This window comes from Streptomyces sp. 891-h (genome assembly GCF_022760275.1).
GTDB classification, from domain to species: Bacteria; Actinomycetota; Actinomycetes; order Streptomycetales; family Streptomycetaceae; genus Streptomyces; species Streptomyces spirodelae.
Map to the genome: position 1 here is coordinate 6,641,362 of NZ_CP050693.1, position 26,967 is coordinate 6,668,328.

Genomic DNA, 26,967 nt, shown 5'->3' on the forward strand with positions numbered 1-26,967 from the left:
GACGGCGGTCGGCCAGCGCGCGCCGTCTGGCCGCGCTGCTGGGCTCCGAGACGACGCCGTGCCGCTGCACCCAGACCTGCCGGGTGATCCATACGTCGAGCACGGCCCAAGTCGCCACGATGGTGCTGGCGATCGTGGACAGCACCATCGGGAAGGCCAGCCAGACGGCGGCCAGCGAGCAGAAGAACGCGACCATGAGCTGCACCAGCGTCAGAGCCGCGATGATCACCGCCCGCACCGCCGCCGCCCGTACCGGGTCCGGCAGGCGGGGCTTCGCATACATCTTTTTCACTCCCCCTTCACTGCACCCGATCCTCGCACGGTTCCCTGAACGTGTGCTGTGCCACAGACTTCGTACGTCCGGCGGGGCATCGACGGACAACTCAGGATGAGGCACCCTGGACTGCCTGTTCGGACGCTCATACATGCCTACGAGTTGCCGGCGCGTCAGTAGTAAGCTCACGCCGTTTGCTGTCGGTACACGCCCCCGCGAGCTGGGGAGGACGTAGGGGAGGCCATGCGCTTTCGCGGGAAGTCCATCCGCCGGAAGATCGTGGTGCTGCTGTTGGTGCCGCTGGTCTCCCTGCTGTCCATCTGGGGCTTCGCGACCTACATCACCGCTACCGAGGCGAACAGCCTGCTGAGACTCGACGAGGTGACCCACAAGATCGGCGAGCCGGCCGAGAACACGGTCCGGGCCCTCCAGCACGAGCGCCGCCAGATCATGATCCATGTCGCCGATCCGCGCGGTGGGGCGAGCCTGTCGAAGCTGCACGACCTCCAGCGGGCCACGGACCGCAAGGCCGCCGCGGTACGCCGCAACGCCTCGGACGGCGGCGAGCGTGCTCAACTCGGCGCGGACTCCAGGGCCCGGCTGCAGGACTTTCTGGAAGCGCTGGACGGACTCAAGGGGCTGCGGTCCCGCGTCGAGCACAACACCATCACCCGGGGCGGCGCCTTCCAGGCGTACAACGAACTCATCGACCACGCCTACGCGCTGGTCAACTCGCTCAGCGCCGTCGACGACGTGGACCTGGAGAAGGAGGGCCGCGCCCTCGTCGGCGTCAACCGCGCCGGCGAGTACCTCTCCCGGGAGGACGCGCTGATGGCCTCAGCGTACGCCGCCGGCCAGTTCACCCGCGGAGACCAGCGCGCGCTCTCCGACCGTGTCGCCGAGCGCAACATGAGCTACGAGACCAACCTGCCCACGCTGCCCGCCGAGGACCGGCAGCTGTTCGAGAACTACTGGAACGGCACCGCCGGCCGTACCCTGCGCAGTTACGAGGACGCCGTCATCGCCGCCGGACCGCGTACCGACGAGGGGCCGGTCGGCGAGGAGCGCTGGCGCTCCGCCATCGACACGGTCATGCACGACCTCCACGAGCTGGGCGAGCAGGCGCACCAGCGGTTCCACGACCGGGTCGACCCGGTCGCCACCCGCGTGATCGTCCAGGCCGTGGCCGCGGGTGTGCTCGGTTTCCTCGCCGTACTGGCCTCCCTGGTCATCTCCATCCGCGTCGCCCGCAGCCTTGTACGCGACCTCAACACGCTGCGCAAGGAGGCCAACGAGGCGGCCGACGCGCGGCTGCCCAGCGTGATGCGCAGGCTGGCCGCCGGTGAGAGGGTGGACGTCGAGACCGAGGCCCCCCGGCTGGAGTACCCCACCGACGAGATGGGCCAGGTCGGCCACGCCGTCAACACCCTCCAGCGGGCCGCCGTCGAAGCCGCCGTCAAACAGGCCGACATGCGCCGCGGCGTCTCCGAGGTCTTCGTCAACCTCGCCCGCCGCAACCAGGTGCTGCTGCACCGGCAGCTCACCCTCCTCGACGTGATGGAACGCCGCACCGAGGACGCGGACGAACTCGCCGACCTCTTCAAACTCGACCACCTCACCACCCGCATGCGCCGCCACGCCGAGGGGCTGGTCATCCTCTCGGGCGCCGCGCCCTCCCGGCAGTGGCGCAAGCCCGTACAGCTGATGGACGTCGTACGGGCCGCCGTCGCCGAGGTCGAGGACTACGAGCGGATCGAGGTGCGCAGGCTGCCCCGCCTCGCCGTCGACGGCAGCGCGGTGGCCGACCTGACGCACCTGATCGCCGAACTGCTGGAGAACGCCACGGTCTTCTCCCCGCCGCACACCGCCGTCCAGGTGCTGGGAGAGCGGGTCGCCAACGGCTTCACCCTGGAGATCCACGACCGCGGTCTGGGCATGACGGCGGACGCGATGCTGGACGCCAACCTGCGGCTGGCCGAGACCCCAGAGTTCGAGCTGTCGGACACCGATCGGCTCGGCCTGTTCGTCGTCTCCCGGCTCGCCCAGCGCCAGGGCGTACGCGTCTCCCTGCAACCCTCGCCCTACGGCGGCACCACCGCCGTCGTGCTGATTCCCGGCAGCGTACTGACCGAGACCCCCGGCCGGGACGACGACCAGCGCCGGCCGGGCCGCCCCGCCGTGGAGGCCGCCAAGCCGGGCAGGCCGCTCGACGGGCCCGTGGAGCTGGAGGCCCCGCTGGAGGACGACCCCGGCGCCTCGCCGAAGAGCATCGGCGGGCCCCGCAGGGGCGAGCGGGAACCGGCGTCGGCCTCGGTCGTGCCCGCGGGTGAACAGCACCAGCAGGCGCGGGACGAGGCCCCTCCCACGGCACGCGCCGACGCAGAGGCGAACTCCGGCAGCGGCGGCCGGCCGGGCGGCGACAGCGGCTCCGGCGGCCCCACACCGCTGCCGCGGCGGCGGCCCGGCGCTCCGGTGCTGGTCTCCGACAACGGGCGCACGGTCGGTCCTGACCGTCAGACCCCGGCCGAGCGCACGAGGGGCGACGGCCCGGCACCGCTGCCCCGCCGCAAGAAGCCCGACACAGGCGCCTCACCGGACTCATCGGACTCAACGGGCTCATCCGGCGCACCGGACTCGTCCGGCGCGGCACCGTCCGGCGCGGGCGGGCTGCCGCGCCGGGTCCGGCAGGCCAGCCTCGCGCCGCAGCTCAAGTCGGACGCACCGACCGTCGACACCCGCATGCCGCGGGAGCGGACGCAGGAGCCGACGGACACCCAAGGATCCAGCACGCCGGACGTCGCCGACCGCGACGCCGACGAAGTGCGCAGCAAGATGGCCTCCCTCCAGCGCGGCTGGGAACGCGGCAGACGCGAGAGCGAACCGCCACACGACGCGGGGGAGTCAGCACCAGGAACAACACCGGGAGGGGACGGTCGATGACCGCACCAGACGCCGCATCGCACAACGCTGGAGGCGGTGAGCTCAACTGGCTCCTCGACGAGCTGGTCCAGCGCGTCGGAAGCATCCGCAAGGCACTCGTGCTCTCCGGGGACGGCCTCGCCAGAGGCGCCTCGGAGGGGCTCACCAGGGAGGACAGCGAGCACCTCGCGGCCGTCGCCTCCGGGTTCCACAGTCTCGCCAAGGGCGTCGGCCGCCACTTCGGCGCCGGCGGCGTACGGCAGACCGTGGTCGAACTGGAGGAGGCGTTCCTCTTCGTGACCGCCGCCGGTGACGGCAGTTGCCTGGCCGTCCTGGCGGACGCCGAGGCCGATGTCGGCCAGGTCGCCTACGAGATGACGCTCCTGGTCAAGCGGGTCGGGGCCCATCTGGGCACCCCGACGCGCAGCACACCGCCCGGCGGCGCGGGCTGAAGGGCGACGACGGGACGGACAGGGCGACGTGACGAGGGAGTGAGGGGGCGGGGCTGGCCATGACGGACCGTTGGTTCGACGACGCGGCAGGACCCGTGGTGCGGCCGTACGCGATGACGCGCGGCCGCACCCGCAGCGGCGCCAAGGACGCGCAGCTGGACCTCATAGCCCTCGTCATCGCCGAGAACGCGGGCGGGCCCGAGCCGGACGGCGCGACCGGCAGCGGGCTCCTGCCCGAGGAGGAGGACAAGCTCCTCGCCGACCACTCGCTGGTGCCCGAGCACCTCGATATCGTCGCCCTCTGCCGCAGCGCGCCGCTCTCGGTGGCGGAAGTGGCGGCCGAGCTCGACCTTCCCGTGGGGGTGGTACGCGTCCTGATCGGCGACCTGATGGAAGTCGAACTGGTGCGCGTCACCCGCCCCGTCCCTCCGGCGGAGCTGCCGGACGAGAGCATCCTCAGAGAGGTGATCAATGGTCTTCGGGCGCTCTGAGCGGGGCGGCACCGCGGCCCCGGCCGAACCGGTCACACTGAAGATCCTGGTGGCCGGGGGCTTCGGTGTCGGCAAGACGACGCTGGTGGGGTCGGTCAGTGAGATCAAACCACTGCGCACCGAGGAGTTGCTGACCGAGGCCAGCCTCCCCGTGGACAGCATCAAGGGGGTGGAGGCGAAGTCCACGACGACGGTCGCCATGGACTTCGGCCGTATCACCATCAACGACGGGCTCGTGCTGTACCTGTTCGGCACCCCGGGCCAGGACCGGTTCTGGTTCCTGTGGGACGAACTGGCGACCGGGGCGCTCGGCGCCGTGGTGCTCGCCGACACCAGACGGCTGGAGAACAGCTTCGCCGCCATCGACTACTTCGAGCGGCGCGGCATCCCCTTCACGGTGGCGGTCAACTGCTTCGACGACGCGGAGCGGTACCCCGCCGAGACCATCCGTGAAGCACTCGATCTCGACGGGGCGATACCCGTACTGCTGTGCGACGCGCGGGTGCGCGAGTCCGCGCGGGACGTGCTCGTCTCGGTGGTCGAGCACGCCATGCGGAACGCTGCGCGGGCGCCCGCCGATATGTAGGGGTCGACGGGGCGCCTGCTCCGGCTCTCAGTCGGACTTCTCCCAGCCGAAGCTGCGGTCGACGGCCTTGTGCCAGTTGGCGTACTCGCGGTCGCGCTCCTCCTCGCTCATCGACGGCGTCCACTCGGCGTCCCGCTTCCAGTGGGCGCGCAGCTCGTCCAGGTCGGACCAGACGCCGGTGGCCAGCCCCGCGGCGTAGGCGGCGCCCAGACAGGTCGTCTCGGCGACCACCGGGCGGATCACCGGCACGCCCAGCACATCGGCCTGGTGCTGCATCAGCAGACTGTTGGCCGTCATACCGCCGTCCACCTTCAGCGTGGTGATCTCCACCCCGCTGTCCTGGTACATCGCGTCGACGACCTCCCGGGTCTGCCAGCTCGTCGCCTCCAGCACGGCCCGCGCCAGGTGCGCCTTGGTCACATACCGGGTCAGCCCGGCGATGACACCCCGGGCGTCCGAACGCCAGTACGGAGCGAAGAGGCCGGAGAACGCCGGCACGATATAGGCCCCGCCGTTGTCCTCGACGCTGGCCGCCAGCGGCTCGATCTCCGAGGCGTCGTTGATGATGCCCAACTGGTCGCGGAACCACTGCACCAGGGCTCCGGTGATGGCGATGGACCCCTCCAGGCAGTAGACGGGCGGCTCCTCGCCCAGCCGGTAGCCCATCGTGGTCACCAGCCCGTGCTTGCTGGGCACCGGTCGGTTTCCGGTGTTCAGCAGCAGGAAGGAGCCGGTGCCGTAGGTGTTCTTGGCCTCGCCCACGCCATAGCACGTCTGTCCGAATACGGCCGCCTGCTGGTCGCCCAGCGCGGAGGCCACCGGCACCCCGGCCAGCTGCCCCACACCCGTGCCGTACACCTCCGAGGAGGACCTGATCTCCGGCAGCACGGCGGCAGGCACGTTCATCGCGTCCAGCACCGACTGGTCCCATTCCTGGGACTCCAGGTTCATCAGCATGGTGCGGGAGGCGTTGGTGACATCGGTGACGTGCCGGCCGCCGTCGGTGCCGCCGGTCAGGTTCCAGATCAGCCACGAGTCCATGGTGCCGAACGCGATCTCGCCCCTCTCGGCGCGCTGCCGCAGCCCCGGCACGTTGTCCAGCAGCCAGGCGACCTTCGGCCCGGCGAAGTAGCTGGCCAGCGGAAGTCCCGTACGGTCACGGAAGCGGTCCTGGCCCACCTCGCCACCCAGCTCGGTGCAGAGCGCCGCGGTGCGGGTGTCCTGCCAGACGATGGCGTTGTGCACCGGCTCGCCCGTCGCCCGGTCCCACAGCACCGTCGTCTCACGCTGGTTGGTGATGCCGATGGCGCTCAGCTGGTCGGCGCGCAGCCCTGCCCGCTCCAGAGCGCCGCCGACCACGGCCTGGACCTTCGTCCAGATCTCGCTCGCGTCGTGCTCCACCCAGCCGGGCTTGGGGAAGATCTGGCGGTGCTCCTGCTGGTCGACGGCGACGATCCCGCCCTGCTGGTCGAAGACGATGCAGCGGCTGGAGGTGGTGCCCTGGTCGATGGCAGCGACGTACTTGTCCGTCATGGTTTGACGACCCCTCGATAGGTGCGTTCGGACGTCACGATCAGAATGCGGCCTTGCGGAGCAGCACGCCGAAGCCCCGCCGAGCAGAGCCTTCAGGCCCCGCCGATCGGCGGCTCCACCCGGCTTGACGGCGGTGTCCGCGACGAGCGTGACGGCAGTGTTCAGCCCAGCTGAGAGGCAGTCAAGGCCGGGCGCACAACCGGAAGGTCGCGCCCCCCTGTGCGACGCTCCTGTCGCGACTGTCACCGAGGTGTCACCAGATCCTCACGCCCCCGTACGTCCCGCCGAACACGCGAACCGTCCCCGGGAGGCGGGCGTCCACACTGAACAGAACGGCGGCACGGGACCGACGGGGGTGATCCCGAGCCGCCGTTCTCCTTCTTCTTCTCCCGCTCTCCCGCCGTCCTCTCCGCCGAAGCGGGAGGCCCGGTCTCTGGTGGAGGCCCGGTGGCCCCTGATAAAGGAGAGGGGCATGAGACGTATCCGCACCGCACCCCACGCCCCGCTCGCCGCTGCCGCCGTCCTCCTCGCCCTCGCAGCCGCCCCCGCGCCCGCGCAGGCGGCCTCGGAAGACGGTCATGGACAGGAACAGGGCCAGGGACAGAGCCAGGGGCAGGGCCACGAACCCAAGGCGCCCCGGGAGTTCGTGGCCCTCCACGACGTGGCACCGACCATCCGCCAGGACATCCGCTACTTCACCGCGCACAACTTCGTCGGCGAGCCCATCGACGGCTACCGGCAGCCGATGTGCATCGTCACCAAGGACACCGCCAAGGCGCTCGCCAGGGCCCAGCGCTCCCTGCTCGCCCGCGGCTACACCCTCAAGGTGTACGACTGCTACCGGCCGCAGCGCGCCGTCGACCACTTCGTCCGCTGGGCCAAGGACCTGGACGACCAGAAGATGAAGACCGAGTTCTACCCCCGGGTCGACAAGAACCGGCTCTTCGAGGACGGCTACATCGCGGAGAAGTCCGGGCACAGCCGCGGCAGCACCGTCGACATCACTGTCGCCGAGCTGCCCGCACGGCCCACCCGTCCCTACCACCCCGGTGAACCGCTGGTGCCGTGCTACGCGCCGAAGGAGGAGCGGTTCCCCGACAACTCCGTGGACACCGGCACCGGCTTCGACTGCTTCGACACCCTCTCGCACACCGACGACCCCCGCATCACCGGGAAACAGCGCGCCAACAGGCAACTGCTGAAGACCACCCTGGAGCGCGAGGGCTTCACCAACCTGCCCGAGGAGTGGTGGCACTTCACGCACAAGCCGGAGACCTTCCCCGACACCTACTTCGACTTCCCCGTCTCCCGGCACTCGCTGACCTCTCACCGCTGAGACCACCGGCCACCGGAGCCGCCCCGGGCCAAAGCGCGAACAGGGCTCCGGTGGCCGGACCATTGGCGCTAGGTTGAGGCGGAACCAACCTCCGGACAGCCACCCACCGGGAAGCCCGGCACAGTCACCGACCGACCAGGGGAGCCAGCCATGACGGACCGCATGGAACGGGCACAACAGCTCGCGACACAGATCGACACCACGGTCCCGCACTCCGCGCGGATCTGGAACTACCTCCTGGGCGGCAAGGACCACTACGCCGTCGACCGCGAGGCAGGCGACAAGGTCTGCGAGGTCTTCCCCGGGATGGTCGACATCACCCGCCACTCGCGGGCCTTCATCGGCCGCGTCGTACGCCACCTGGCGGCCGAGGAGGGCGTCAGGCAGTTCCTCGACATCGGCACCGGCCTGCCCACCGTCGACAACACGCACGAGATCGCCCAGCGGGTGGCTCCCGACTGCCGCATCGTCTACGTCGACAACGATCCCCTGGTCCTCGCACACGCGCAGGCCCTGCTCACCAGCACCCCCGAGGGCGCCACCAGCTATCTGCACGCCGACGTACGCGACCCGGCCGGCATCCTCGCGGCCGCCGCCGACACCCTCGACTTCGACCAGCCCGTCGGGCTGATGCTGATGGGAGTCCTCGGCCTGGTCGGGGACTACGACCAGGCGCGTGCCGTGACCCGCGAGCTGCTGGACGCACTGCCGCCCGGCAGCTACCTCGGCTACAACGACGGCAGTACGACCGACCCCGCCTATGTGGAGGCCATCCGCCGCTTCAACCAACGCAGCGGCGCCGTGCCCTACACCCCGCGCACCCCGGAACAGATGGCCGGTTTCTTCGAGGGGCTGGAGCTGCTGGAGCCCGGCATCGTCTCCGTACCGCACTGGCGCCCCGAGGCGCTGCCGTTCGGCGAACCGCCCGAGGTCGCCGCCTACGGCGGAGTCGGCCGCAAGAGCTGACAGCGGCAGCCGCGGCGCTGCGCACCGGCCGGGCCACCGCCCGCGCGGACCGGCCGGGCTACCACGCGGGCTGACCGGCGGGCCGGCGCACGCGTACCGGGTGCTCGACGGCTCCGCCGCCGTCCCGCTCCACCACGACGGCACCGTCCCGTCCCTGCCGCACCGTGAACCGCTCGGCGGCCGGCCGGTCCCATCCGTCACCCGGATCGGGAATCAGCAGCCCACCACCTGTACGGCCCGGTGCGGGCGGCCACACCTCCAGCTCCGTGCGCCCGCCCGCGCCCCGCACCGGCACGGCGCAGCCGGCGCGGGCCAGCACCGGAACCCGCCCCAACGGCGCCGCCACCCGCACGGTCGCCGGACCGGTGAAGCCACGCCCGGACCCGGTGTCGTACCAGCGGCCAGCGGGCAGCCGCACCGTACGCGACCGGGCGCCCGGCTCCAGCACCGGCGCGACCAACAGGGCGTCGCCCAGCAGAAACGCGTCCTCACAGTCCCGCAGCGCCCGGTCCCGCGGATGCTGCCACCAAACCGGCCGCACATACGGCGCGCCGGTGCGGTGCGCGAGCTGGGCCAGCGTCATCAGATACGGCAGCAGCCGCTCCCGCTCCGCCGAGGCGGCACGCGCGTGCTCCAGCACCTCCTCGCCGAACTCCCACGCAGCGCCGCCCGCCCGCCCCGTCGTGTGCGTACGGAAGAGCGGCAGATACGCGGCCAGTTGGAACCAGCGCACGAACAGCTCGCCAGAGGGCCGCCCGGTGTGACCGCCGACGTCCGGTCCCGCGTACGGCACCCCGCACAGCCCCAGACCCAGCACCAGCGACAGCGTGGCCCGCAGACCGGCCCAGCCGGTCTCCAGCTCGGCGGCGCCACTCCCGCCGTACCGCTGGATGCCTGCCCACCCCGCACGGCCCAGGACGAACGGACGCTCCTGGGGACGCAGCTCCCGCAGCCCCGCGTAGCCGGCCTTCGCCATGGCCAGCGCGTAGACGTTGTGCCCCTCGCGGTGGTCGCCGCCCCGGCCCTCCAGCGCGTGCCGCGCCGAGCGCGGCAGCGTCCGGTCCCCGAAGGCGCACAGCGACGCCGGCTCGTCACCCGAGTGCCACACCCCGGCGAAACCCCGCTCCAGCGGCTCCGCGTACAGCGCGCCCCACCACTTGCGTACCCGCCGGTCGGTGAAGTCGGGGAAGACCACATCACCCCACGGCGCCCCGCCCAGCACTGTGCGCTCCCGCGCGTCCCGTACGAACAGACCGGCCGCGCTGCCACTGTCGAACACCGGGCTGCCCGGCTCGGCCCGTACACCAGGTGCCACCACCGAGACCAACCGCACCCCGGCCGCCCACGGCCGGGCCCCCGCGGACGCCTCCCCCGTGAAGCCGCGGCCGCTTCGGTCGTGCGTGGCGTCCAGCTGCAGCGCGCCCAGCGGCAGCCCCCGCTCACGGTGACCCTCCGCGATCCGCCGCGCCTCCGGTTCCCCGGCGGCGCCCCGGTGCGCGTGCTGGTGCCCCAGCGCCCAGCGGGGCGGCACGGCCGGGGCCCCGGTCAACGCCGCCCAGCCGTGCAGCACCCGCGACGGTGCCCCGGCCACCACCCAGTACCGCATGGGCCCGCCACTCATCCGCACCTCGCACCGCGCGGGCCTGTCGTGGCCGGAGCCCCGCCCCTCGGCCCCCTCCCGCACGGTCACCGAACCGTCCCAGGAGTTGTCGTGGAAGACGAGCAGCGTGCCCGCGTCCGCCACGCTCACCAGCACCGGCATGGTGACCGACAACGGATCGGTACCCGGACCGCACGGACCCGCTTCGGTGTTCCACAGCCGATAGGTGCCCGCCCGCAGCCGGGGCCCCATCGCCCTGCCGCCCAGCCCGAAGAACCGTACGTCCGGCGGCAGTTGCGAGCGCTGCATCCACCGCGGGCCGCCCCCGGTCCCGGCCCCGCCCTCCGGCTCCTCCGCGCACTCCCACCACCGGGGCGGCTGGTCGCGGCGCAGCAGAGCGCCGCCCGGCGTACGCATCTCCACGGCGCCCCGCCGGGAGACGATCACCAGCATCCGCTCGGAGACCACCCGCCAGCCGCCGTCCTTGTCCGGCTCCAGCCGTGCTCGCGGATCCGGCTCAGGACCCCCACCCGCCAGCGCGTACGACGGCTCGGGCTCCGCGCCGTCCCACCCGAGGAACACCGCACCGCCCACCGTCACCCGCACCTCGAGCGCCGACCGGGCGAAGTCCACCCGCCCGCCGCCGGGCCCAGGCTCCGCACCCGTCGCCTCACCCGGTGTCCGCGCCCGCTCGGCACGCTGCCGCGGCAGCCCCGCCGCGTCGGCCCGCCGTCTGCGCCAGGCAGCGCGCAGAGCCAGCGCCCTCCGCCCCCTACCGACCACCGTCATCGACCGCACCAGGCCCCGCCCGTCCATGCTGCTCAGCCTGCCATCGGCAACCGGCCGCGTCAGGGCTGTTCAATGGCCGTTCACCTGGTGGTCACCCCGGCCCCTGGGCGCCGCGCACACTCCACACCGCCGCGCTGTGTGACTCCTGCCCTGGCACAACCGATGATCACATGGCATCGTCCCGCGCGAAGGGACGCGACGACGCGTACAGGACGTCAGGGAGCCGCCATGACCGCAGCCGACAGAACCGCCCAGACCCCGCAGTCCTCCGCGTCTGCGCAGCCTGCGCCACTCTGGCGGCCCGACCCCGGCGACTTCCCCTCGGCCCGCCTCACCCGGTTCCAGGACTGGGCGGCCCGCCACCACGGAGCGCCGGCTCCCGACCCGGCCGACCCCGTCGCCTCGTACGCGGCCCTGCACCGCTGGTCCACCGAGCACCTGGCCACCTTCTGGGGCGCGTTCGCCGAGTGGTCCGGCATCCGCTTCACCACCCCGTACGAGACCGTCCTCGCCGATACACGGATGCCCGGCGCCCAGTGGTTCCCCGGCGCCACCCTCAACTACGCCGAACACGCACTGCGCCCGGCCGAGGACCCCGCACGCGCCGCCGAGCCGGCGCTCCTGCACGTCGACGAGACCCACGAGCCCACCCCGGTCAGCTGGACCGAACTGCGTGCCCAGGTCGCCTCCCTCGCACAAGAGCTGCGCCGCCTCGGCGTCCGCCCCGGCGACCGGATCAGCGGCTACCTGCCCAACATCCCCCAAGCGGCCGTCGCACTGCTGGCCACCGCGGCGGTCGGCGGCGTATGGACCTCCTGCGCACCCGACTTCGGCGCCCGCAGCGTCCTGGACCGCTTCCAGCAGGTCGAACCGGTCGTACTGTTCACCGTCGACGGCTACCGCTACGGCGGCAAGGAACACGACCGCCGCGAGACCGTGGCCGAACTCCGCTCCGCGCTGCCCACCCTCCGCGCCGTCGTCCACGTACCGCTGCTGGGCACTCCGGCGCCGGAGGGCGCACTGGAGTGGGCCGTCCTGACCGCACAGGACGCGGAGCCCCACTACGAGCAGGTGCCCTTCGACCATCCGCTGTGGGTCCTCTACTCCTCCGGCACCACAGGACTGCCCAAGGCGATCGTCCAGTCCCAGGGCGGCATCCTGGTCGAACACCTCAAGCAGCTCACCCTGCACAACGACATGGGACCGGGCGACCGGTTCTTCTGGTTCACCTCCACCGGCTGGATGATGTGGAACCTGCTGATCTCCGGGCTGCTGACCGGCGCCACCGTCGTCACCTACGACGGCAGCCCCGGCTACCCCGACACAGCAGCGCAGTGGCGCGTCGCCGAACGCACCGGCACGACCATCTACGGCACCTCCGCCGCCTACGTCATGGCCTGCCGCAAGGCCGACGTCCACCCCGCGCGCGACTTCGACCTCTCCCGCGTCAAGTGCGTGGCCACCACCGGCTCCCCGCTGCCACCCGACGGGTTCCGCTGGATTCACGACGAGGTCTCGCCCGACATGTGGATCGCCTCCGTCAGCGGCGGCACCGACGTGTGCAGCTGCTTCGCCGGAGCCGTCCCCACCCTCCCCGTCTACACCGGCGAACTCCAGGCACCCTCCCTCGCCACCGACCTCGCCGCCTGGGACCCGCACGGCAAGCCACTGGTGGACGAGGTCGGCGAACTGGTCGTCACCCAGCCCATGCCCTCCATGCCGGTCCGCTTCTGGAACGACCCCGACGGCACCCGCTACCACGACAGCTACTTCGACATGTACCCCGGCGTCTGGCGGCACGGCGACTGGATCACCCTCACCAGCCGCAACACCGTCGTCATCCACGGCCGCTCCGACTCCACCCTCAACCGGCAGGGCGTCCGGATGGGCTCCGCCGACATCTACGAGGCCGTCGAACGCCTCCCCGAGATCCGCGAATCCCTCGTCATCGGCGTCGAACAGCCCGACGGCGGCTACTGGATGCCGCTCTTCGTCCACCTCGCCGAAGGCGCCGTCCTGGACGACGCACTCCGCGACCGCGTCAAGCAGACCATCCGGCAGAGCCTCTCGCCCCGCCACGTGCCCGACGAGATCATCGAGATCCCCGCCGTCCCGCACACCCTCACCGGCAAGCGCCTGGAAGTGCCCGTCAAACGGCTCCTCCAGGGCACCGCCATGGAGAAGGCCGTCAACCCCGGCTCCGTCGACAACGCGGAACTGCTCCACTTCTACGAACAACTCGCCCGCGAGCGCGGCTGACAGACAATCGGTCGAACGCTGAGGGCCGCCCCGCAACAGCGGAGCGGCCCTCACCGGGTCAGTCGTCCGACCGGATCACTCCCCGGACAGCACCGCCTGCGCGGCAGCACGCGCGTCAGGACCGCTGTCCGCGGCACGCGCGGCCGCCGCCGCCCGCTCGCACTGCGCCATCGTGTGCTTGGCCAGCTGCGCCCGTACGAACGGAATCGCCGAAGCCCCCATCGACAGGCTCGTCACCCCGAGCCCCGCCAGCACACACGCCAGCAGCGGGTCGGAAGCGGCCTCACCGCACACGCCGCAGCTCTTGCCCTCCGCCTTCGCGGCCTCAGCCGAGAGAGCCACCAGGTCCAGCAGCGCCGGCTGCCACGGGTCCTGCAACCGCGAGACGGCACCGACCTGCCGGTCGGCCGCGAAGGTGTACTGCGCCAGGTCGTTGGTCCCCAGCGACAGGAACTCCACCTCCTGCAGGACCGAACGCGCCCGCAGCGCAGCCGACGGCACCTCCACCATCGCGCCGAACTTCGCGCTCAGCCCCGCCTCCCGGCAAGCGTCGGCGAACGCCCGCGCATCGGTCCTGTCCGCCACCATCGGCGCCATGACCTCGAGGTAGACCGGCAGCCCCTCGGCGGCCTTCGCCAGCGCCCGAAGCTGCCCCTGGAGCACCTCCGGGTGGTCCAGCAGCGTCCGCAGCCCGCGCACCCCGAGGGCGGGGTTCGGCTCGTCGGCCGGCGTCAGGAAGCTCAGCGGTTTGTCGGCGCCCGCGTCCAGCACGCGCACCACGACACGCCCCTCCGGGAACGCCTCCAGCACCTGCCGGTACGCCTGGACCTGCTTCTCCTCCGACGGCGCCCGCTCACTGTCGTCCAGGAACAGGAACTCCGTGCGGAACAGCCCCACGCCCTCAGCACCGGCCTCCACCGCAGCCGGCACATCGGCCGGACCACCCACGTTGGCCAGCAGCGGCACCTTGTGACCGTCCGAGGTCGCCCCCGGACCCTTGGCCGCCTCCACAGCGGCCTTGCGCTCGTCGGCCGCCCGCGCCAGCTCATCGCGCTCGGCGTCGGTCGGGTTCACCATGACCTCGCCGGTACTGCCGTCCACCGCGATGACCGTGCCCTCCGCGAGCTCGCCCGCGCCGGGCAGCGCCACCACGGCGGGCACGCCAAGCGCCCGCGCGAGAATCGCGCTGTGGCTGGTGGGCCCGCCCTCCTCCGTCACAAAGCCCAGCACCAGAGAGGGGTCCAGCAGCGCCGTGTCGGCCGGCGCCAGATCCCGCGCGATCAGCACATACGGCCGGTCGCTGTCCGGCACCCCCGGCATGGGGACGCCCAGCAGCCGGGCGACGATACGGTTGCGCACGTCGTCCAGGTCCGCCACTCGCCCGGCCAGGTAGTCACCGGCCTGGGCCAGCAGCGCGCGATACGCGGCGAAGGCGTCGTAGACCGCACGCTCAGCCGTGCTGCCCACGGCGATCCGCCGCTCCACATCGGCCATCAGCTCGGGGTCCTGCGCCATCATGGCCTGTGCCTCCAGCACGGCCTGCGCCTCACCGCCGGCGAGATTTCCGCGGGCGACCAGGTCCGCGGCGACGGCCTCCACCGCCTGCCGCGCACGCTGCTGCTCGCGGGGCGCCTCATCGGCGGCGATCTGCTTGGCCGGGGGCTCGAGCACGGCCGTGCCCATGTGCCGCGCCTCGCCGATCGCCACCCCGTGGCTCACGCCCACGCCTCGAAGCGTTGTGTCCATCTCACCCGTCTCCGCTCGGCGGCGGCCAGTGACCACCGCAGTCGTTTCCGCCCGGCCCGGACACGCGCGGCGGGAGGCTCCCGGTGGCGCGTGGGGGATGACAAAAGGGAGCGGGCCGGGCCCGTACGTCAGCTCCAGCCGAAGAGCGCCTGTCCGCGCTCGACGTCCCCGTCCTCCAGCACATCACCGAGCGCTTCGGCGGTGGCCTCCAGCGCGATGACCGGGGAGATGGGGGACTTCCCCTTCTCCTCCACGGCCGCCGGGTCCCAGCGCACCACCGGCTGTCCTCGGGTGACGGTGTCTCCCTTCGCGGCCAGCAGCTCGAAACCCTCCCCGTTCAACTGAACGGTGTCGATGCCCAGGTGCGTGAGCACACCGTGCCCCTCGGAGTCCACCACCACGAACGCGTGCGGGTGCAGTGAGACGACGATTCCGTCGACAGGCGCGACGGCCTCCGTGCGCTCCCGCACGGGGTCGACGGCGGTACCGGGGCCCACCATCGCCCCGGAGAACACCGGATCAGGCACAGCGGCCAAGCCGATGGCCCGTCCGGTCAGCGGGGACGACACGGTGGTCATGGGGACCTCCCAAGGGCGGAGTCTCGATCAGCCGCCGTCGCTACCTGTTCAGGACGGCGCACCGTGCAGAAGCGTAAGTCATAGGAACATCCCCTTCCGCAAGAGGCGCGGCCGGGCCGCTACCCACCGTCGTGCCTCGTCGGCGCACTGTTGCGGCAGTGTCCGGACGGCAGTGGGACGGTGCCGGCGGCGTCGGAGCCGCAGAACCGATTTGCCTCTGCCGTGAGGCCCGCTGTACTGTCGTATGCCTGCCGGGCGCCGAGAGGCGTCGGCAGCACTTCTCACTACCAACTGATTTCGGTCCGCCGATCGTCGCGCCTCGGCGCGGAGCGGTTTCCGAGCATCGAAATCACGGTGGTAAGCTTGGGAAGAAGCGAAAGGGCAAACGTCCGGAGAGACCGGTGAAACGGTTTCGAAGGAAGCGTCCGTTCCTTGAGAACTCAACAGCGTGCCAAAAGTCAACGCCAGATATGTTGATACCCCGGCCCATCCTTCAGTGGTGGGTTGAGGTTCCTTTGGAAAATTAGCAGCGAGGACGCTGTGAACCATGGGGATTATTCCTCCCCTGGTTCCGCTCTTCCGCGAAGCGAAAGCATTCACGGAGAGTTTGATCCTGGCTCAGGACGAACGCTGGCGGCGTGCTTAACACATGCAAGTCGAACGATGAAGCCGCTTCGGTGGTGGATTAGTGGCGAACGGGTGAGTAACACGTGGGCAATCTGCCCTGCACTTCGGGACAAGCCCTGGAAACGGGGTCTAATACCGGATATGACCACCGGCCGCATGGTCTGGTGGTGGAAAGCTCCGGCGGTGCAGGATGAGCCCGCGGCCTATCAGCTTGTTGGTGGGGTGATGGCCTACCAAGGCGACGACGGGTAGCCGGCCTGAGAGGGCGACCGGCCACACTGGGACTGAGACACGGCCCAGACTCCTACGGGAGGCAGCAGTGGGGAATATTGCACAATGGGCGCAAGCCTGATGCAGCGACGCCGCGTGAGGGATGACGGCCTTCGGGTTGTAAACCTCTTTCAGCAGGGAAGAAGCGCAAGTGACGGTACCTGCAGAAGAAGCACCGGCTAACTACGTGCCAGCAGCCGCGGTAATACGTAGGGTGCGAGCGTTGTCCGGAATTATTGGGCGTAAAGAGCTCGTAGGCGGCTTGTCGCGTCGGATGTGAAAGCCCGGGGCTTAACCCCGGGTCTGCATTCGATACGGGCAGGCTGGAGTTCGGCAGGGGAGATTGGAATTCCTGGTGTAGCGGTGAAATGCGCAGATATCAGGAGGAACACCGGTGGCGAAGGCGGATCTCTGGGCCGATACTGACGCTGAGGAGCGAAAGCGTGGGGAGCGAACAGGATTAGATACCCTGGTAGTCCACGCCGTAAACGTTGGGCACTAGGTGTGGGCGGCATTCCACGTCGTCCGTGCCGCAGCTAACGCATTAAGTGCCCCGCCTGGGGAGTACGGCCGCAAGGCTAAAACTCAAAGGAATTGACGGGGGCCCGCACAAGCGGCGGAGCATGTGGCTTAATTCGACGCAACGCGAAGAACCTTACCAAGGCTTGACATACACCGGAAAGCGCTGGAGACAGTGCCCCCCTTTGGGTCGGTGTACAGGTGGTGCATGGCTGTCGTCAGCTCGTGTCGTGAGATGTTGGGTTAAGTCCCGCAACGAGCGCAACCCTTGTCCTGTGTTGCCAGCAACACCTTCGGGTGGTTGGGGACTCACGGGAGACTGCCGGGGTCAACTCGGAGGAAGGTGGGGACGACGTCAAGTCATCATGCCCCTTATGTCTTGGGCTGCACACGTGCTACAATGGCCGGTACAATGAGCTGCGATGCCGTGAGGTGGAGCGAATCTCAAAAAGCCGGTCTCAGTTCGGATTGGGGTCTGCAACTCGACCCCATGAAGTCGGAGTCGCTAGTAATCGCAGATCAGCATTGCTGCGGTGAATACGTTCCCGGGCCTTGTACACACCGCCCGTCACGTCACGAAAGTCGGTAACACCCGAAGCCGGTGGCCCAACCCCCTTTGTGGGGAGGGAATCGTCGAAGGTGGGACTGGCGATTGGGACGAAGTCGTAACAAGGTAGCCGTACCGGAAGGTGCGGCTGGATCACCTCCTTTCTAAGGAGCATCTTTGGCCGCTTCGGCGGTCCAGAGGCCCACTGCGTCAGCGAGTGTCTGACGGTGGGTTGCTCATGGGTGGAACGTTGACTATTCGGCACGGTCAGGGTGTCTGTTAGTACTGCTTCGGCGTGGAACGCAGGTGATCTGGTCGTGTCGGGCGCGCTGTTGGGTGTCTGAGGGTGCGGCCGTTGGTGGCTGTCCTTCTGCGCCGGTCCCAGTGAACTCAGCTTGTGTGGTTGGGGTGGTGGGTGGCTGGTTGTTGTTTGAGAACTGCACAGTGGACGCGAGCATCTGTGGCCAAGTTTTTAAGGGCGCACGGTGGATGCCTTGGCACCAGGAACCGATGAAGGACGTGGGAGGCCGCGATAGGCCCCGGGGAGCTGTCAACCGAGCTGTGATCCGGGGGTGTCCGAATGGGGGAACCCGGCAGTCGTCATGGGCTGTCACCTGCCGCTGAATGTATAGGCGGTGTGGAGGGAACGCGGGGAAGTGAAACATCTCAGTACCCGTAGGAAGAGAAAACAACCGTGATTCCGGGAGTAGTGGTGAGCGAAACCGGAGGAGGCTAAACCGTATGTGTGTGATACCCGGCAGGGGTTGCGCATGCGGGGTTGTGGGACTGCGCTTCAGTCGTCTGCCGGCGGCTGGGTGAGTTAGAAACCGTGTGGATAGGCGAAGGGCATGCGAAAGGCCCGGCGTAGAGGGTAAGACCCCCGTAGCTGAAATCTGCACGGCTCGCTTGTGTTGTTCCCAAGTAGCATGGGGCCCGAGAAATCCTGTGTGAATCTGGCGGGACCACCCGTCAAGCCTAAATATTCCCTGGTGACCGATAGCGGATAGTACCGTGAGGGAATGGTGAAAAGTACCGCGGGAGCGGAGTGAAAGAGTACCTGAAACCGTGTGCCTACAAGCCGTGGGAGCGTCGCAGGCAGTGTTCGCACTGTCTGTCGTGACTGCGTGCCTTTTGAAGAATGAGCCTGCGAGTTTGCGGCATGTTGCGAGGTTAACCCGTGTGGGGGAGCCGTAGCGAAAGCGAGTCCGAAGAGGGCGTTTGAGTAGCGTGTTCAAGACCCGAAGCGGAGTGATCTAGCCATGGGCAGGGTGAAGCGGAGGTAAGACTTCGTGGAGGCCCGAACCCACCAGGGTTGAAAACCTGGGGGATGACCTGTGGTTAGGGGTGAAAGGCCAATCAAACTCCGTGATAGCTGGTTCTCCCCGAAATGCATTTAGGTGCAGCGTCGTGTGTTTCTTGCCGGAGGTAGAGCACTGGATAGGCGATGGGCCCTACCGGGTTACTGACCTTAGCCAAACTCCGAATGCCGGTAAGTGAGAGCGCGGCAGTGAGACTGTGGGGGATAAGCTCCATGGTCGAGAGGGAAACAGCCCAGAGCATCGACTAAGGCCCCTAAGCGTGTGCTAAGTGGGAAAGGATGTGGAGTCGCAGGGACAACCAGGAGGTTGGCTTAGAAGCAGCCATCCTTGAAAGAGTGCGTAATAGCTCACTGGTCAAGTGATTCCGCGCCGATAATGTAGCGGGGCTCAAGTACACCGCCGAAGTCGTGTCACTCACACAATAGCTCTAACGGGTGTGTGGGTGGGTAGGGGAGCGTCGTGTGCCGGGTGAAGCAGCCGTGGAAGCGAGTTGTGGATGGTTCACGAGTGAGAATGCAGGCATGAGTAGCGATACATGCGTGAGAAACGTGTGCGCCGATTGACTAAGGGTTCCTGGGTCAAGCTGATCTGCCCAGGGTAAGTCGGGACCTAAGGCGAGGCCGACAGGCGTAGTCGATGGAGAACCGGTTGATATTCCGGTACCCGCTATGCAGCGTCAAACATCGAATCAGGTGATGCTAAGTCCGTGAAGCCCCTTCTGCTCTTCGGAGTGGGAGTGTGGTGGAGCCGACGGTCCGAGCTTGTAGTAGGTGAGTGATGGGGTGACGCAGTGAGGTAGTCCAGCCCGGGCGATGGTTGTCCCGGGGTAAGGGTGTAGCCCGTCAGGTAGGTAAATCCGCCTGGCATAGGGGTGAGACCTGATGCCGAGCCGTTTGTGGTGAAGTGGGTGATCCTGTGCTGTCGAGAAAAGCCTCTAGCGAGTTGTGTGGCGGCCCGTACCCTAAACCGACTCAGGTGGTCTGGTAGAGAATACCGAGGCGTTCGGGTGAACTATGGTTAAGGAACTCGGCAAAATGCCCCCGTAACTTCGGGAGAAGGGGGGCCACGCCTGGTGATCCAACATGCTTGGTGAGCTGGGGGTGGCCGCAGAGACCAGCGAGAAGCGACTGTTTACTAAAAACACAGGTCCGTGCGAAGCCGTAAGGCGATGTATACGGACTGACGCCTGCCCGGTGCTGGAACGTTAAGGGGACCGGTTAGTCAGGATTCGTCCTGGTGAAGCTGAGAACTTAAGCGCCAGTAAACGGCGGTGGTAACTATAACCATCCTAAGGTAGCGAAATTCCTTGTCGGGTAAGTTCCGACCTGCACGAATGGCGTAACGACTTCTTGACTGTCTCAACCATAGGCCCGGTGAAATTGCAGTACGAGTAAAGATGCTCGTTTCGCGCAGCAGGACGGAAAGACCCCGGGACCTTTACTACAGCTTGATATTGGTGTTCGGTTCGGCTTGTGTAGGATAGGTGGGAGACTGTGAAGCGGGCACGCCAGTGTTCGTGGAGTCGTTGTTGAAATACCACTCTGGTCGTGCTGGATGTCTAACCTGGGTCCGTGATCCGGATCGGGGACAGTGTCTGGTGGGTAGTTTAACTGGGGCGGTTGCCTCCTAAAGGGTAACGGAGGCGCCCAAAGGTTCCCTCAGCCTGGTTGGTCATCAGGTGGTGAGTGTAAGTGCACAAGGGAGCTTGACTGTGAGACTGACGGGTCGAGCAGGGACGAAAGTCGGGACTAGTGATCCGGCGGTGGCTTGTGGAAGCGCCGTCGCTCAACGGATAAAAGGTACCCCGGGGATAACAGGCTGATCTTCCCCAAGAGTCCATATCGACGGGATGGTTTGGCACCTCGATGTCGGCTCGTCGCATCCTGGGGCTGGAGTCGGTCCCAAGGGTTGGGCTGTTCGCCCATTAAAGCGGTACGCGAGCTGGGTTTAGAACGTCGTGAGACAGTTCGGTCCCTATCCGCTGCGCGCGTAGGAGTCTTGAGAAGGGCTGTCCCTAGTACGAGAGGACCGGGACGGACGGACCTCTGGTGTGCCAGTTGTTCTGCCAAGGGCATGGCTGGTTGGCTACGTTCGGGAAGGATAACCGCTGAAAGCATCTAAGCGGGAAGCCTGCTTCGAGATGAGGACTCCCACCCCCTTGGAGGGGTTAAGGCTCCCTGGAGATGACGGGGTTGATAGGCCGGATCTGGAAGCCCAGTAATGGGTGGAGGTGACCGGTACTAATAGGCCGAGGGCTTGTCCATAGAGGCTCGCGTCCACTGTGTTGGTTCTGAGACAACAACCTGGTTGTTGTTTCGCCGTGTTTCGGTGGTCATAGCGTGAGGGAAACGCCCGGTTACATTCCGAACCCGGAAGCTAAGCCTTTCAGCGCCGATGGTACTGCATGCGGGAGCGTGTGGGAGAGTAGGACACCGCCGAACTATTCTTGAAGAACGAAAAGGGCCCTGCCGACTTCAGTCGGCAGGGCCCTTTTCGTGTTTTGGGCGTCCCACTGGCGTCCATGCCGGCGCCCGTTTCGACGCCATTTCGCCGCCCACCGCCGACCCCGTGCACGCTGGGTGAGTGCTGCCGGGTAGGGTCAGGGGGTAGCGTCGGCACGGTTGCTCAGGAGGCCCACGGGTGGAGGTCCAGGAGACGCGGGTCCAGACGGATCGGGTCCTCACCATCCCGAACGTCCTCAGCATGGCTCGCCTGGTGGGCGTGCCGGTGTTCCTGTGGCTGATTCTCTGGCCCGAGTTCGGCGGCCCCAACCGCGATCTGTGGGCGCTGCTCGTCCTCGCGCTGAGCGGCGTGAGCGACTACCTGGACGGCAAACTGGCCCGCAGGTGGAATCAGATCAGCAGTCTCGGCCGTATTCTCGACCCGGCCGCCGACCGGTTGTACATCCTCTCCACTCTGGTGGGCCTGACGTGGCGGGAGATTCTGCCGCTCTGGCTCACCGCCACTCTGCTGGCCCGAGAGCTGTTGCTGTTGGTCATGGTGTGGATCCTCGACCGCCATGGCTATGCCCCGCCGCAGGTCAACTTCCTGGGCAAGGCCGCGACCTTCAACCTGATGTATGCCTTCCCGCTGCTGTTGCTCAGTGACGGAAGTGGCTGGGTTTCATCACTGGCAGCGATTTTCGGGTGGGCCTTCGCAGGTTGGGGTACTGCTCTCTATTGGTGGGCAGGGATCCTCTATGTGGTCCAGGTCCGCCGTCTGGTCAGGGCTGACACCGAGACGACCGACTGAAACCCGCCTTTCCTCGCTCCGGAGGTCGGTTGCCCTGATTACGCCTTTGTAGGTCATCCTGGAGGGGTCATGGTCGGGATGACCGTCGTCTGTACGAGGAGGACGCTTCCGAGATGAAGGCCGTCGTGATGGCTGGCGGCGAAGGCACGCGCCTTCGCCCGATGACCGCGAGCATGCCCAAGCCGCTCCTGCCGGTGGTCAACAAGCCGATCATGGAGCATGTGCTGAAGCTGCTCAAGCGTCACGGGCTCTCCGAGACCGTCGTGACCGTGCAATTCCTGGCTTCGCTGGTCAAGAATTACTTCGGTGACGGCGAGGAGCTCGGCATGGAGCTCACCTACGCCAACGAAGAGAAGCCACTGGGAACGGCCGGCAGCGTCAAGAACGCCGAGGAAGCCCTGCGGGATGACTCGTTTCTCGTCATCTCCGGCGACGCGCTCACCGACTTCGACCTCACCGACCTCATCCGCTTTCACCGGGAACGCGGTGCGATGGTGACCGTCTGTCTGACCCGGGTGCCGAACCCGCTGGAATTCGGTATCACCATCGTGGACGAGGACGGGAAGGTCGAAAGGTTCCTGGAGAAGCCGACCTGGGGCCAGGTCTTCTCCGACACGGTGAACACCGGCATCTATGTGATGGAGCCCGAGGTCTTCGACTACGTCGAGCCGGATGTGCCCGTCGACTGGTCCGGTGATGTCTTCCCGCAGCTGATGAAGGAAGGCAAGCCGATCTACGGCTATATCGCCGAGGGGTACTGGGAGGACGTCGGCACCCACGAGAGCTATGTGAAGGCCCAGGCCGATGTGCTCGAGGGCAAGGTCGACGCGGAGCGGGACGGTTTCGAGATCTCGCCCGGAGTCTGGGTCGCCGAGGGCGCCGAGGTGCACCCGGACGCCGTGCTGCGCGGTCCGCTGTACATCGGGGACTACGCGAAGGTCGAGGCCGGCGCTGAGATCAGGGAGCACTCCGTCATCGGCTCGAACGTGGTCGTCAAGAGCGGTGCCTTCCTGCACCGGGCCGTCGTCCACGACAACGTCTACATCGGGCCGCAGAGCAATCTGCGCGGCTGTGTCATCGGCAAGAACACCGACATCATGCGGGCCTCGCGGATCGAGGACGGCGCGGTCGTCGGCGACGAGTGCCTGATCGGCGAAGAATCCATCGTCCAGGGGAACGTGCGGATCTACCCCTTCAAGACGATCGAGGCCGGTGCGTTCGTCAACACCTCCGTCATCTGGGAATCGCGTGGGCAGGCGCATCTGTTCGGGGCGCGCGGTGTCTCCGGCATCCTGAATGTGGAGATCACCCCGGAGCTGGCCGTGCGGCTGGCGGGCGCGTATGCGACGACGCTCAAGAAGGGCTCCACCGTCTGCACCGCGCGTGACCACTCCCGGGGCGCGCGCGCCCTCAAACGGGCGATCATCTCGGCGCTCCAGGCCAGCGCCATCGACGTGCGCGACCTGGAGAACGTGCCGCTTCCGGTGGCCCGGCAGCAGACGGCACGGGGCAGCGCCGGCGGCATCATGATCCGTACGACGCCCGGGGTGCCGGATTCGGTCGACATCTTGTTCCTCGACGAGCGGGGAGCCGACCTGTCCCAGGCTGCGCAGCGCAAGCTCGACCGGGTCTATGCGCGCCAGGAGTACCGTCGTGCCTTCCCGGGTGAGATCGGTGACCTCAGCTTCCCCTCCAGCGTCTACGACTCGTACACGGGCTCCCTGCTGCGTGCCGTGGACACCACCGGGGTCGCAGAATCCGGCCTGAAGGTCGTGGTCGACGCCTCCAACGGAAGTGCGGGGCTGGTCCTGCCGAGCCTGCTGGGCCGGCTGGGCGTGGACTCGCTGACGATCAACCCGGGGCTGGACGAGTCGCGTCCCACGGAGTCGGCGGAGTCCCGGCGTGCCGGGCTGGTGCGGCTCGGGGAGATCGTCGCTTCGGCTCGCGCGGCCTTCGGTGTGCGCTTCGATCCGGTGGGGGAGCGCATCTCGCTGGTGGACGAGCACGGCAGGATCGTGGAGGACGACCGTGCGCTGCTGGTGATGCTCGACCTGGTCGCGGCCGAGCGGCGCAGCGGCCGCGTGGCGCTGCCGGTGACCACGACCCGGATCGCCGAGCAGGTCGCCGCCTATCACGGCACGCAGGTCGAGTGGACGACGACGTCGCCCGACGATCTCACCCGGGTCAGCCGGGACGACGGGACCATCTTCGGCGGGGACGGGCGGGGCGGTTTCATCGTCCCCGAGTTCAGCTCCGTCTTCGACGGCGCTGCCGCCTTCGTACGGCTCATCGGACTGGTGGCGCGTACCCAGCTCACCCTCAGCCAGATCGACGCGCGCATTCCGCGTGCGCATGTGAGCCGACGCGATCTGGCAACGCCATGGGCGGTCAAGGGACTTGTGATGCGTACCGTCGTCGAGGCGGCCGGGGACCGGTCCGTGGACACCACGGACGGGGTGCGCGTGGTCGAGTCCGACGGCCGTTGGGTGATGGTGCTGCCCGACCCGGCCGAGGCGGTCACCCACCTGTGGGCCGAGGGGCCCGACGAGGCGTCGGCGCAGGCGCTGCTGGACGAGTGGGCGGCCGTGGTCGACAGCGCCGGTCACTGAGCCGGCACCCGGCCACTGGGCAGGTGCCGGTCACTGAGCACCCCGGCGGGGCTCGCCCTCCTCGCGAGGGCAAGTCCCGCCGCTGGGCGCTGGGGTGGGTGCATTCGGCGCCGGGGATCCCGACGTGCGACGATGTGCGGCATGTCGCAGCAGCACCCCACCCGGAGCACTCCGCCGCGGTCCCCGCGGCCAGACGCTTCCATGTCGCTGCTGACCAACGTGATGGAGCACAGCCTCGACGACGGCTATGCGGAGGCGGCCGCCCGTAGGGGCGAGGTGGGGCGCTCGAAGATGCCGCGTACGTTGCGGGCCAAGCTGGGGCTGGCGTTCGGGCTGGTGCTGGCGGCGCTGGTGGTGACCGTGGGCGCGGCGCAGGCGCAGATCTCGGCGCCGAGCGTCGCCAAGGAGAAGCAGGAGCTGATCGAGCGGATCGAGTCGGGGGGTCACCGTGCCGACCGGCTCCAGAAGGACGTGGACAAGCTGCGGACCACGGTGGAACGTCAGCAGCGGAAAGCTCTGGAGGAGCACGGCGACGAGCGGGGGAAGACCACGGCGCTGCTCTCCGGTGCGACCGCGGTCAAGGGGCCGGGCCTCAAGCTCGTGGTGGACGACGCGAAGGACACCGAGTCCGGCGACGGCGACGGGCCCCGGAAGACGGACGGGTTCTCCGACACGGGTCGGATCCGCGACCGGGATCTCCAGCGGGTCGTCAACGGGCTGTGGGCCGCCGGTGCCGAGGCCGTTTCGATCAACGGCCAGCGTCTCACCTCACGCTCGGCCATCCGCGCTGCCGGCGATGCGATCCTGGTCGACAACAAGCCGCTGGTCCCGCCCTACACGCTGCTGGCGATCGGTCCCGGGCAACGATTCTCCCGGACCTTCCAGGACAGCGTCGACGGCCAGTACCTGTACATCCTGCACAAGGACTACGGTGCCAGGACCAGCATTTCCGTCCAGGACGAGGTGCGGCTGCCTGCCGCGCCGAGTCTGATTCTGAGAACAGCGAAACCTGTGCGGACAGGGAAGGGCAGCACATCGTGATCGCCGTACTGGGCCTCGTCGTGGGAGTCGTGGCCGGACTCGTCGTCCGGCCCGTGGTGCCGCTGGCGGTCGAACCGTATCTGCCCATCGCCGTCGTCGCCGCGCTGGACGCGGTCTTCGGCGGGTTGCGCGCGATGCTGGACGGCATCTTCGACGACAAGGTCTTCGTCGTCTCGTTCCTGTCCAACGTGGTGGTGGCCGCGCTGATCGTCTTCCTTGGCGACAAGCTCGGGGTCGGCGCCCAGCTCTCCACCGGTGTGGTTGTCGTTCTGGGGATCCGGATCTTCTCCAACGCGGCCGCCATCCGTCGCCATGTGTTCAGGGCGTGAGGCCGATGAGTGACGACAACACGCCGGAGAACGGCCTTCCGCCGGAGCGCGGGCTGCCCCCGGAGCGCCGGCTCCCGGAGAACGAGCTGCCTCCCGAGCGCGAGCGCCCCCCAGAGCGCCCGTCCGCGCCCCGGGAGCGGGCGGAGGACGGCGGCCGGCGGCTCACGGGACGGCAGCGGCTCGCCCAGGCGGTATGGCCCCCGCGGGTGACGCGCGCCCAACTCATCGTGGCGCTCCTGCTCTTCGTCCTCGGCCTTGGGCTGGCCATCCAGGTGCGCTCCACCAGCGAGAACAGCGCCCTGCGAGGGGCTCGGCGCGAGGATCTGGTCCGTATCCTCGACGAGCTGGACGACCGCACCAAGCGGCTGGAGGACGAGAAGCGGAAGCTGGAGGGGCAGCGAACCGAGCTGGAGACGTCCTCGGACCAGGCCGAAGAGGCCCGTAAGCAGACCAAGGAAAAGGAGGCCCAGCTCGGGGTGCTCGCCGGTACGGTGGCGGCCGAGGGGCCCGGTATCCGGATGACGATCAAGGACCGGGCGGGAGCGGCCGATTCGGATACGCTGCTCGACGCGGTCCAGGAGCTGCGGGCCGCGGGAGCCGAAGCCATGGAGGTCAACGGTGTGCGGGTGGTCGCCAGCACGCATTTCACCGACAGTGGCGGCGGAGTCGACGTGGACGGGCATAGGATCAAACAGCCTTACCGTTTCGAGGTGATCGGCAAGCCCGCCGATCTGGAGCCGGCGCTCAACATCCCCGGCGGTGTCGTGCAGACGCTGAAGAACAAGCAGGCCACAGTGGATGTGACCCGCTCGGGGAAGGTCACCGTGGACGCCTTGCGACAGGCGAAGCGGCCTGACTACGCTCGGTCGTCATCGCGCTGAGATGGTGATAGGAGTTTCGGGGGGTCGGCGGGCGAGTTGGGCAC

Annotated in this window: 16 protein-coding genes, 3 rRNA genes and 1 pseudogene; 15 read left to right on the top strand and 5 right to left on the bottom strand. The window is 68.4% G+C overall.

All coding sequences use genetic code 11. From position 1 onward, the window contains the following. Nucleotides 1–19 precede the first annotated feature (19 nt). Nucleotides 20–283 (bottom strand): annotated as a pseudogene (locus HC362_RS29225) (hypothetical protein); the annotation flags it as partial. A 234-nt stretch (nt 284–517) separates the two neighbouring features. Between HC362_RS29225 and HC362_RS29230 the strand changes: the two are divergent. The 4 genes from HC362_RS29230 to HC362_RS29245 are packed head-to-tail and all read left to right on the top strand — an operon-like array spanning nt 518 to nt 4,722. Further along, on the top strand, nt 518–3,214 hold the full coding sequence (locus HC362_RS29230) for a nitrate- and nitrite sensing domain-containing protein (protein ID WP_243087161.1): 2,697 nt from the start codon (nt 518–520) through the stop codon (nt 3,212–3,214). Beyond that, a complete protein-coding gene (locus tag HC362_RS29235) occupies nt 3,211–3,645 on the top strand; it encodes a roadblock/LC7 domain-containing protein (protein ID WP_209266660.1) in 435 nt (144 codons plus the stop codon). Before HC362_RS29230 ends, HC362_RS29235 begins: the two co-directional genes overlap by 4 nt. Nucleotides 3,646–3,704: 59 nt before the next feature. After that, entirely contained in the window at nt 3,705–4,136 is a 432-nt protein-coding gene (locus tag HC362_RS29240) for a DUF742 domain-containing protein (protein ID WP_243087162.1), read from the top strand. Next, nucleotides 4,117–4,722: an ATP/GTP-binding protein gene (locus tag HC362_RS29245; protein ID WP_243087163.1), complete on the top strand. Its 606-nt coding sequence runs from the start codon at nt 4,117–4,119 to the stop codon at nt 4,720–4,722. Before HC362_RS29240 ends, HC362_RS29245 begins: the two co-directional genes overlap by 20 nt. Nucleotides 4,723–4,749: 27 nt before the next feature. On the opposite strand, the gene glpK is transcribed toward HC362_RS29245, so the two are convergent. After that, nucleotides 4,750–6,255 carry a glycerol kinase GlpK gene (glpK, locus tag HC362_RS29250; RefSeq protein WP_243087164.1) on the bottom strand — a complete coding sequence of 502 codons (1,506 nt, stop codon included), beginning with the start codon at nt 6,253–6,255 and terminating at the stop codon, nt 4,750–4,752. A 472-nt stretch (nt 6,256–6,727) separates the two neighbouring features. Between glpK and HC362_RS29255 the strand changes: the two genes are divergently transcribed. After that, entirely contained in the window at nt 6,728–7,591 is an 864-nt protein-coding gene (locus tag HC362_RS29255) for a M15 family metallopeptidase (protein WP_243087165.1), read from the top strand. A 150-nt stretch (nt 7,592–7,741) separates the two neighbouring features. Continuing rightward, complete coding sequence (locus tag HC362_RS29260) at nt 7,742–8,557, top strand: SAM-dependent methyltransferase (protein ID WP_243087166.1); 816 nt, start codon at nt 7,742–7,744, stop codon at nt 8,555–8,557. Between the two features lie 58 nt (nt 8,558–8,615). On the opposite strand, the gene HC362_RS29265 is transcribed toward HC362_RS29260, so the two are convergent. Further along, nucleotides 8,616–10,973 (bottom strand): TIM-barrel domain-containing protein, encoded by a 2,358-nt coding sequence (locus HC362_RS29265; protein ID WP_243087167.1) that lies wholly within the window; start codon nt 10,971–10,973, stop codon nt 8,616–8,618. 201 nt (nt 10,974–11,174) lie between these two features. On the opposite strand from HC362_RS29265, the gene HC362_RS29270 reads away from it, so the two are divergent. After that, on the top strand, nt 11,175–13,205 hold the full coding sequence (locus HC362_RS29270) for an acetoacetate--CoA ligase (protein ID WP_243087168.1): 2,031 nt from the start codon (nt 11,175–11,177) through the stop codon (nt 13,203–13,205). 75 nt (nt 13,206–13,280) lie between these two features. Here the strand turns inward: HC362_RS29270 and ptsP are convergent, their stop codons facing one another. Continuing rightward, complete coding sequence (gene ptsP, locus HC362_RS29275) at nt 13,281–14,951, bottom strand: phosphoenolpyruvate--protein phosphotransferase (protein WP_243087169.1); 1,671 nt, start codon at nt 14,949–14,951, stop codon at nt 13,281–13,283. A 128-nt stretch (nt 14,952–15,079) separates the two neighbouring features. After that, entirely contained in the window at nt 15,080–15,529 is a 450-nt protein-coding gene (locus tag HC362_RS29280) for a PTS glucose transporter subunit IIA (RefSeq protein ID WP_099878389.1), read from the bottom strand. 595 nt (nt 15,530–16,124) lie between these two features. Here HC362_RS29280 and HC362_RS29285 point away from each other — a divergent pair. From HC362_RS29285 to HC362_RS29320, 8 genes are all read left to right on the top strand, one after another. Continuing rightward, nucleotides 16,125–17,656 (top strand): 16S ribosomal RNA (locus HC362_RS29285). 298 nt (nt 17,657–17,954) lie between these two features. After that, nucleotides 17,955–21,075, top strand: a 23S ribosomal RNA gene (locus HC362_RS29290). A 60-nt stretch (nt 21,076–21,135) separates the two neighbouring features. Continuing rightward, nucleotides 21,136–21,252, top strand: a 5S ribosomal RNA gene (rrf, locus tag HC362_RS29295). Together the 16S, 23S and 5S rRNA genes form the textbook arrangement of a ribosomal RNA operon. A 199-nt stretch (nt 21,253–21,451) precedes the next feature. Next, complete coding sequence (locus tag HC362_RS29300) at nt 21,452–22,063, top strand: CDP-alcohol phosphatidyltransferase family protein (RefSeq protein ID WP_243087170.1); 612 nt, start codon at nt 21,452–21,454, stop codon at nt 22,061–22,063. 113 nt (nt 22,064–22,176) lie between these two features. Continuing rightward, on the top strand, nt 22,177–24,672 hold the full coding sequence (locus HC362_RS29305) for a mannose-1-phosphate guanyltransferase (protein ID WP_243087171.1): 2,496 nt from the start codon (nt 22,177–22,179) through the stop codon (nt 24,670–24,672). 141 nt (nt 24,673–24,813) lie between these two features. Next, on the top strand, nt 24,814–25,713 hold the full coding sequence (locus HC362_RS29310; RefSeq protein WP_209267316.1) for a DUF881 domain-containing protein: 900 nt from the start codon (nt 24,814–24,816) through the stop codon (nt 25,711–25,713). Beyond that, nucleotides 25,710–26,042, top strand: a complete 333-nt coding sequence (locus HC362_RS29315; protein ID WP_019358093.1) for a small basic family protein — start codon at nt 25,710–25,712, stop codon at nt 26,040–26,042. The genes HC362_RS29310 and HC362_RS29315 overlap by 4 nt, the downstream gene beginning before the upstream one ends. A gap of 5 nt (nt 26,043–26,047) precedes the next feature. Next, nucleotides 26,048–26,923, top strand: coding sequence for a DUF881 domain-containing protein (locus HC362_RS29320; protein ID WP_243087172.1), 876 nt, complete (start codon nt 26,048–26,050; stop codon nt 26,921–26,923). Nucleotides 26,924–26,967 lie beyond the last annotated feature (44 nt).

Coding starts and splice junctions, on each gene's coding strand:
- HC362_RS29230 (WP_243087161.1), top strand. CDS start 518: ATGCGCTTTCGCGGGAAGTCCATCCGCCGGAAGATCGTGGTGCTGCTG.
- HC362_RS29235 (WP_209266660.1), top strand. CDS start 3,211: ATGACCGCACCAGACGCCGCATCGCACAACGCTGGAGGCGGTGAGCTC.
- HC362_RS29240 (WP_243087162.1), top strand. CDS start 3,705: ATGACGGACCGTTGGTTCGACGACGCGGCAGGACCCGTGGTGCGGCCG.
- HC362_RS29245 (WP_243087163.1), top strand. CDS start 4,117: ATGGTCTTCGGGCGCTCTGAGCGGGGCGGCACCGCGGCCCCGGCCGAA.
- glpK (WP_243087164.1), bottom strand. CDS start 6,255: ATGACGGACAAGTACGTCGCTGCCATCGACCAGGGCACCACCTCCAGC.
- HC362_RS29255 (WP_243087165.1), top strand. CDS start 6,728: ATGAGACGTATCCGCACCGCACCCCACGCCCCGCTCGCCGCTGCCGCC.
- HC362_RS29260 (WP_243087166.1), top strand. CDS start 7,742: ATGACGGACCGCATGGAACGGGCACAACAGCTCGCGACACAGATCGAC.
- HC362_RS29265 (WP_243087167.1), bottom strand. CDS start 10,973: ATGGACGGGCGGGGCCTGGTGCGGTCGATGACGGTGGTCGGTAGGGGG.
- HC362_RS29270 (WP_243087168.1), top strand. CDS start 11,175: ATGACCGCAGCCGACAGAACCGCCCAGACCCCGCAGTCCTCCGCGTCT.
- ptsP (WP_243087169.1), bottom strand. CDS start 14,951: ATGGACACAACGCTTCGAGGCGTGGGCGTGAGCCACGGGGTGGCGATC.
- HC362_RS29280 (WP_099878389.1), bottom strand. CDS start 15,529: ATGACCACCGTGTCGTCCCCGCTGACCGGACGGGCCATCGGCTTGGCC.
- HC362_RS29305 (WP_243087171.1), top strand. CDS start 22,177: ATGAAGGCCGTCGTGATGGCTGGCGGCGAAGGCACGCGCCTTCGCCCG.
- HC362_RS29310 (WP_209267316.1), top strand. CDS start 24,814: ATGTCGCAGCAGCACCCCACCCGGAGCACTCCGCCGCGGTCCCCGCGG.
- HC362_RS29320 (WP_243087172.1), top strand. CDS start 26,048: ATGAGTGACGACAACACGCCGGAGAACGGCCTTCCGCCGGAGCGCGGG.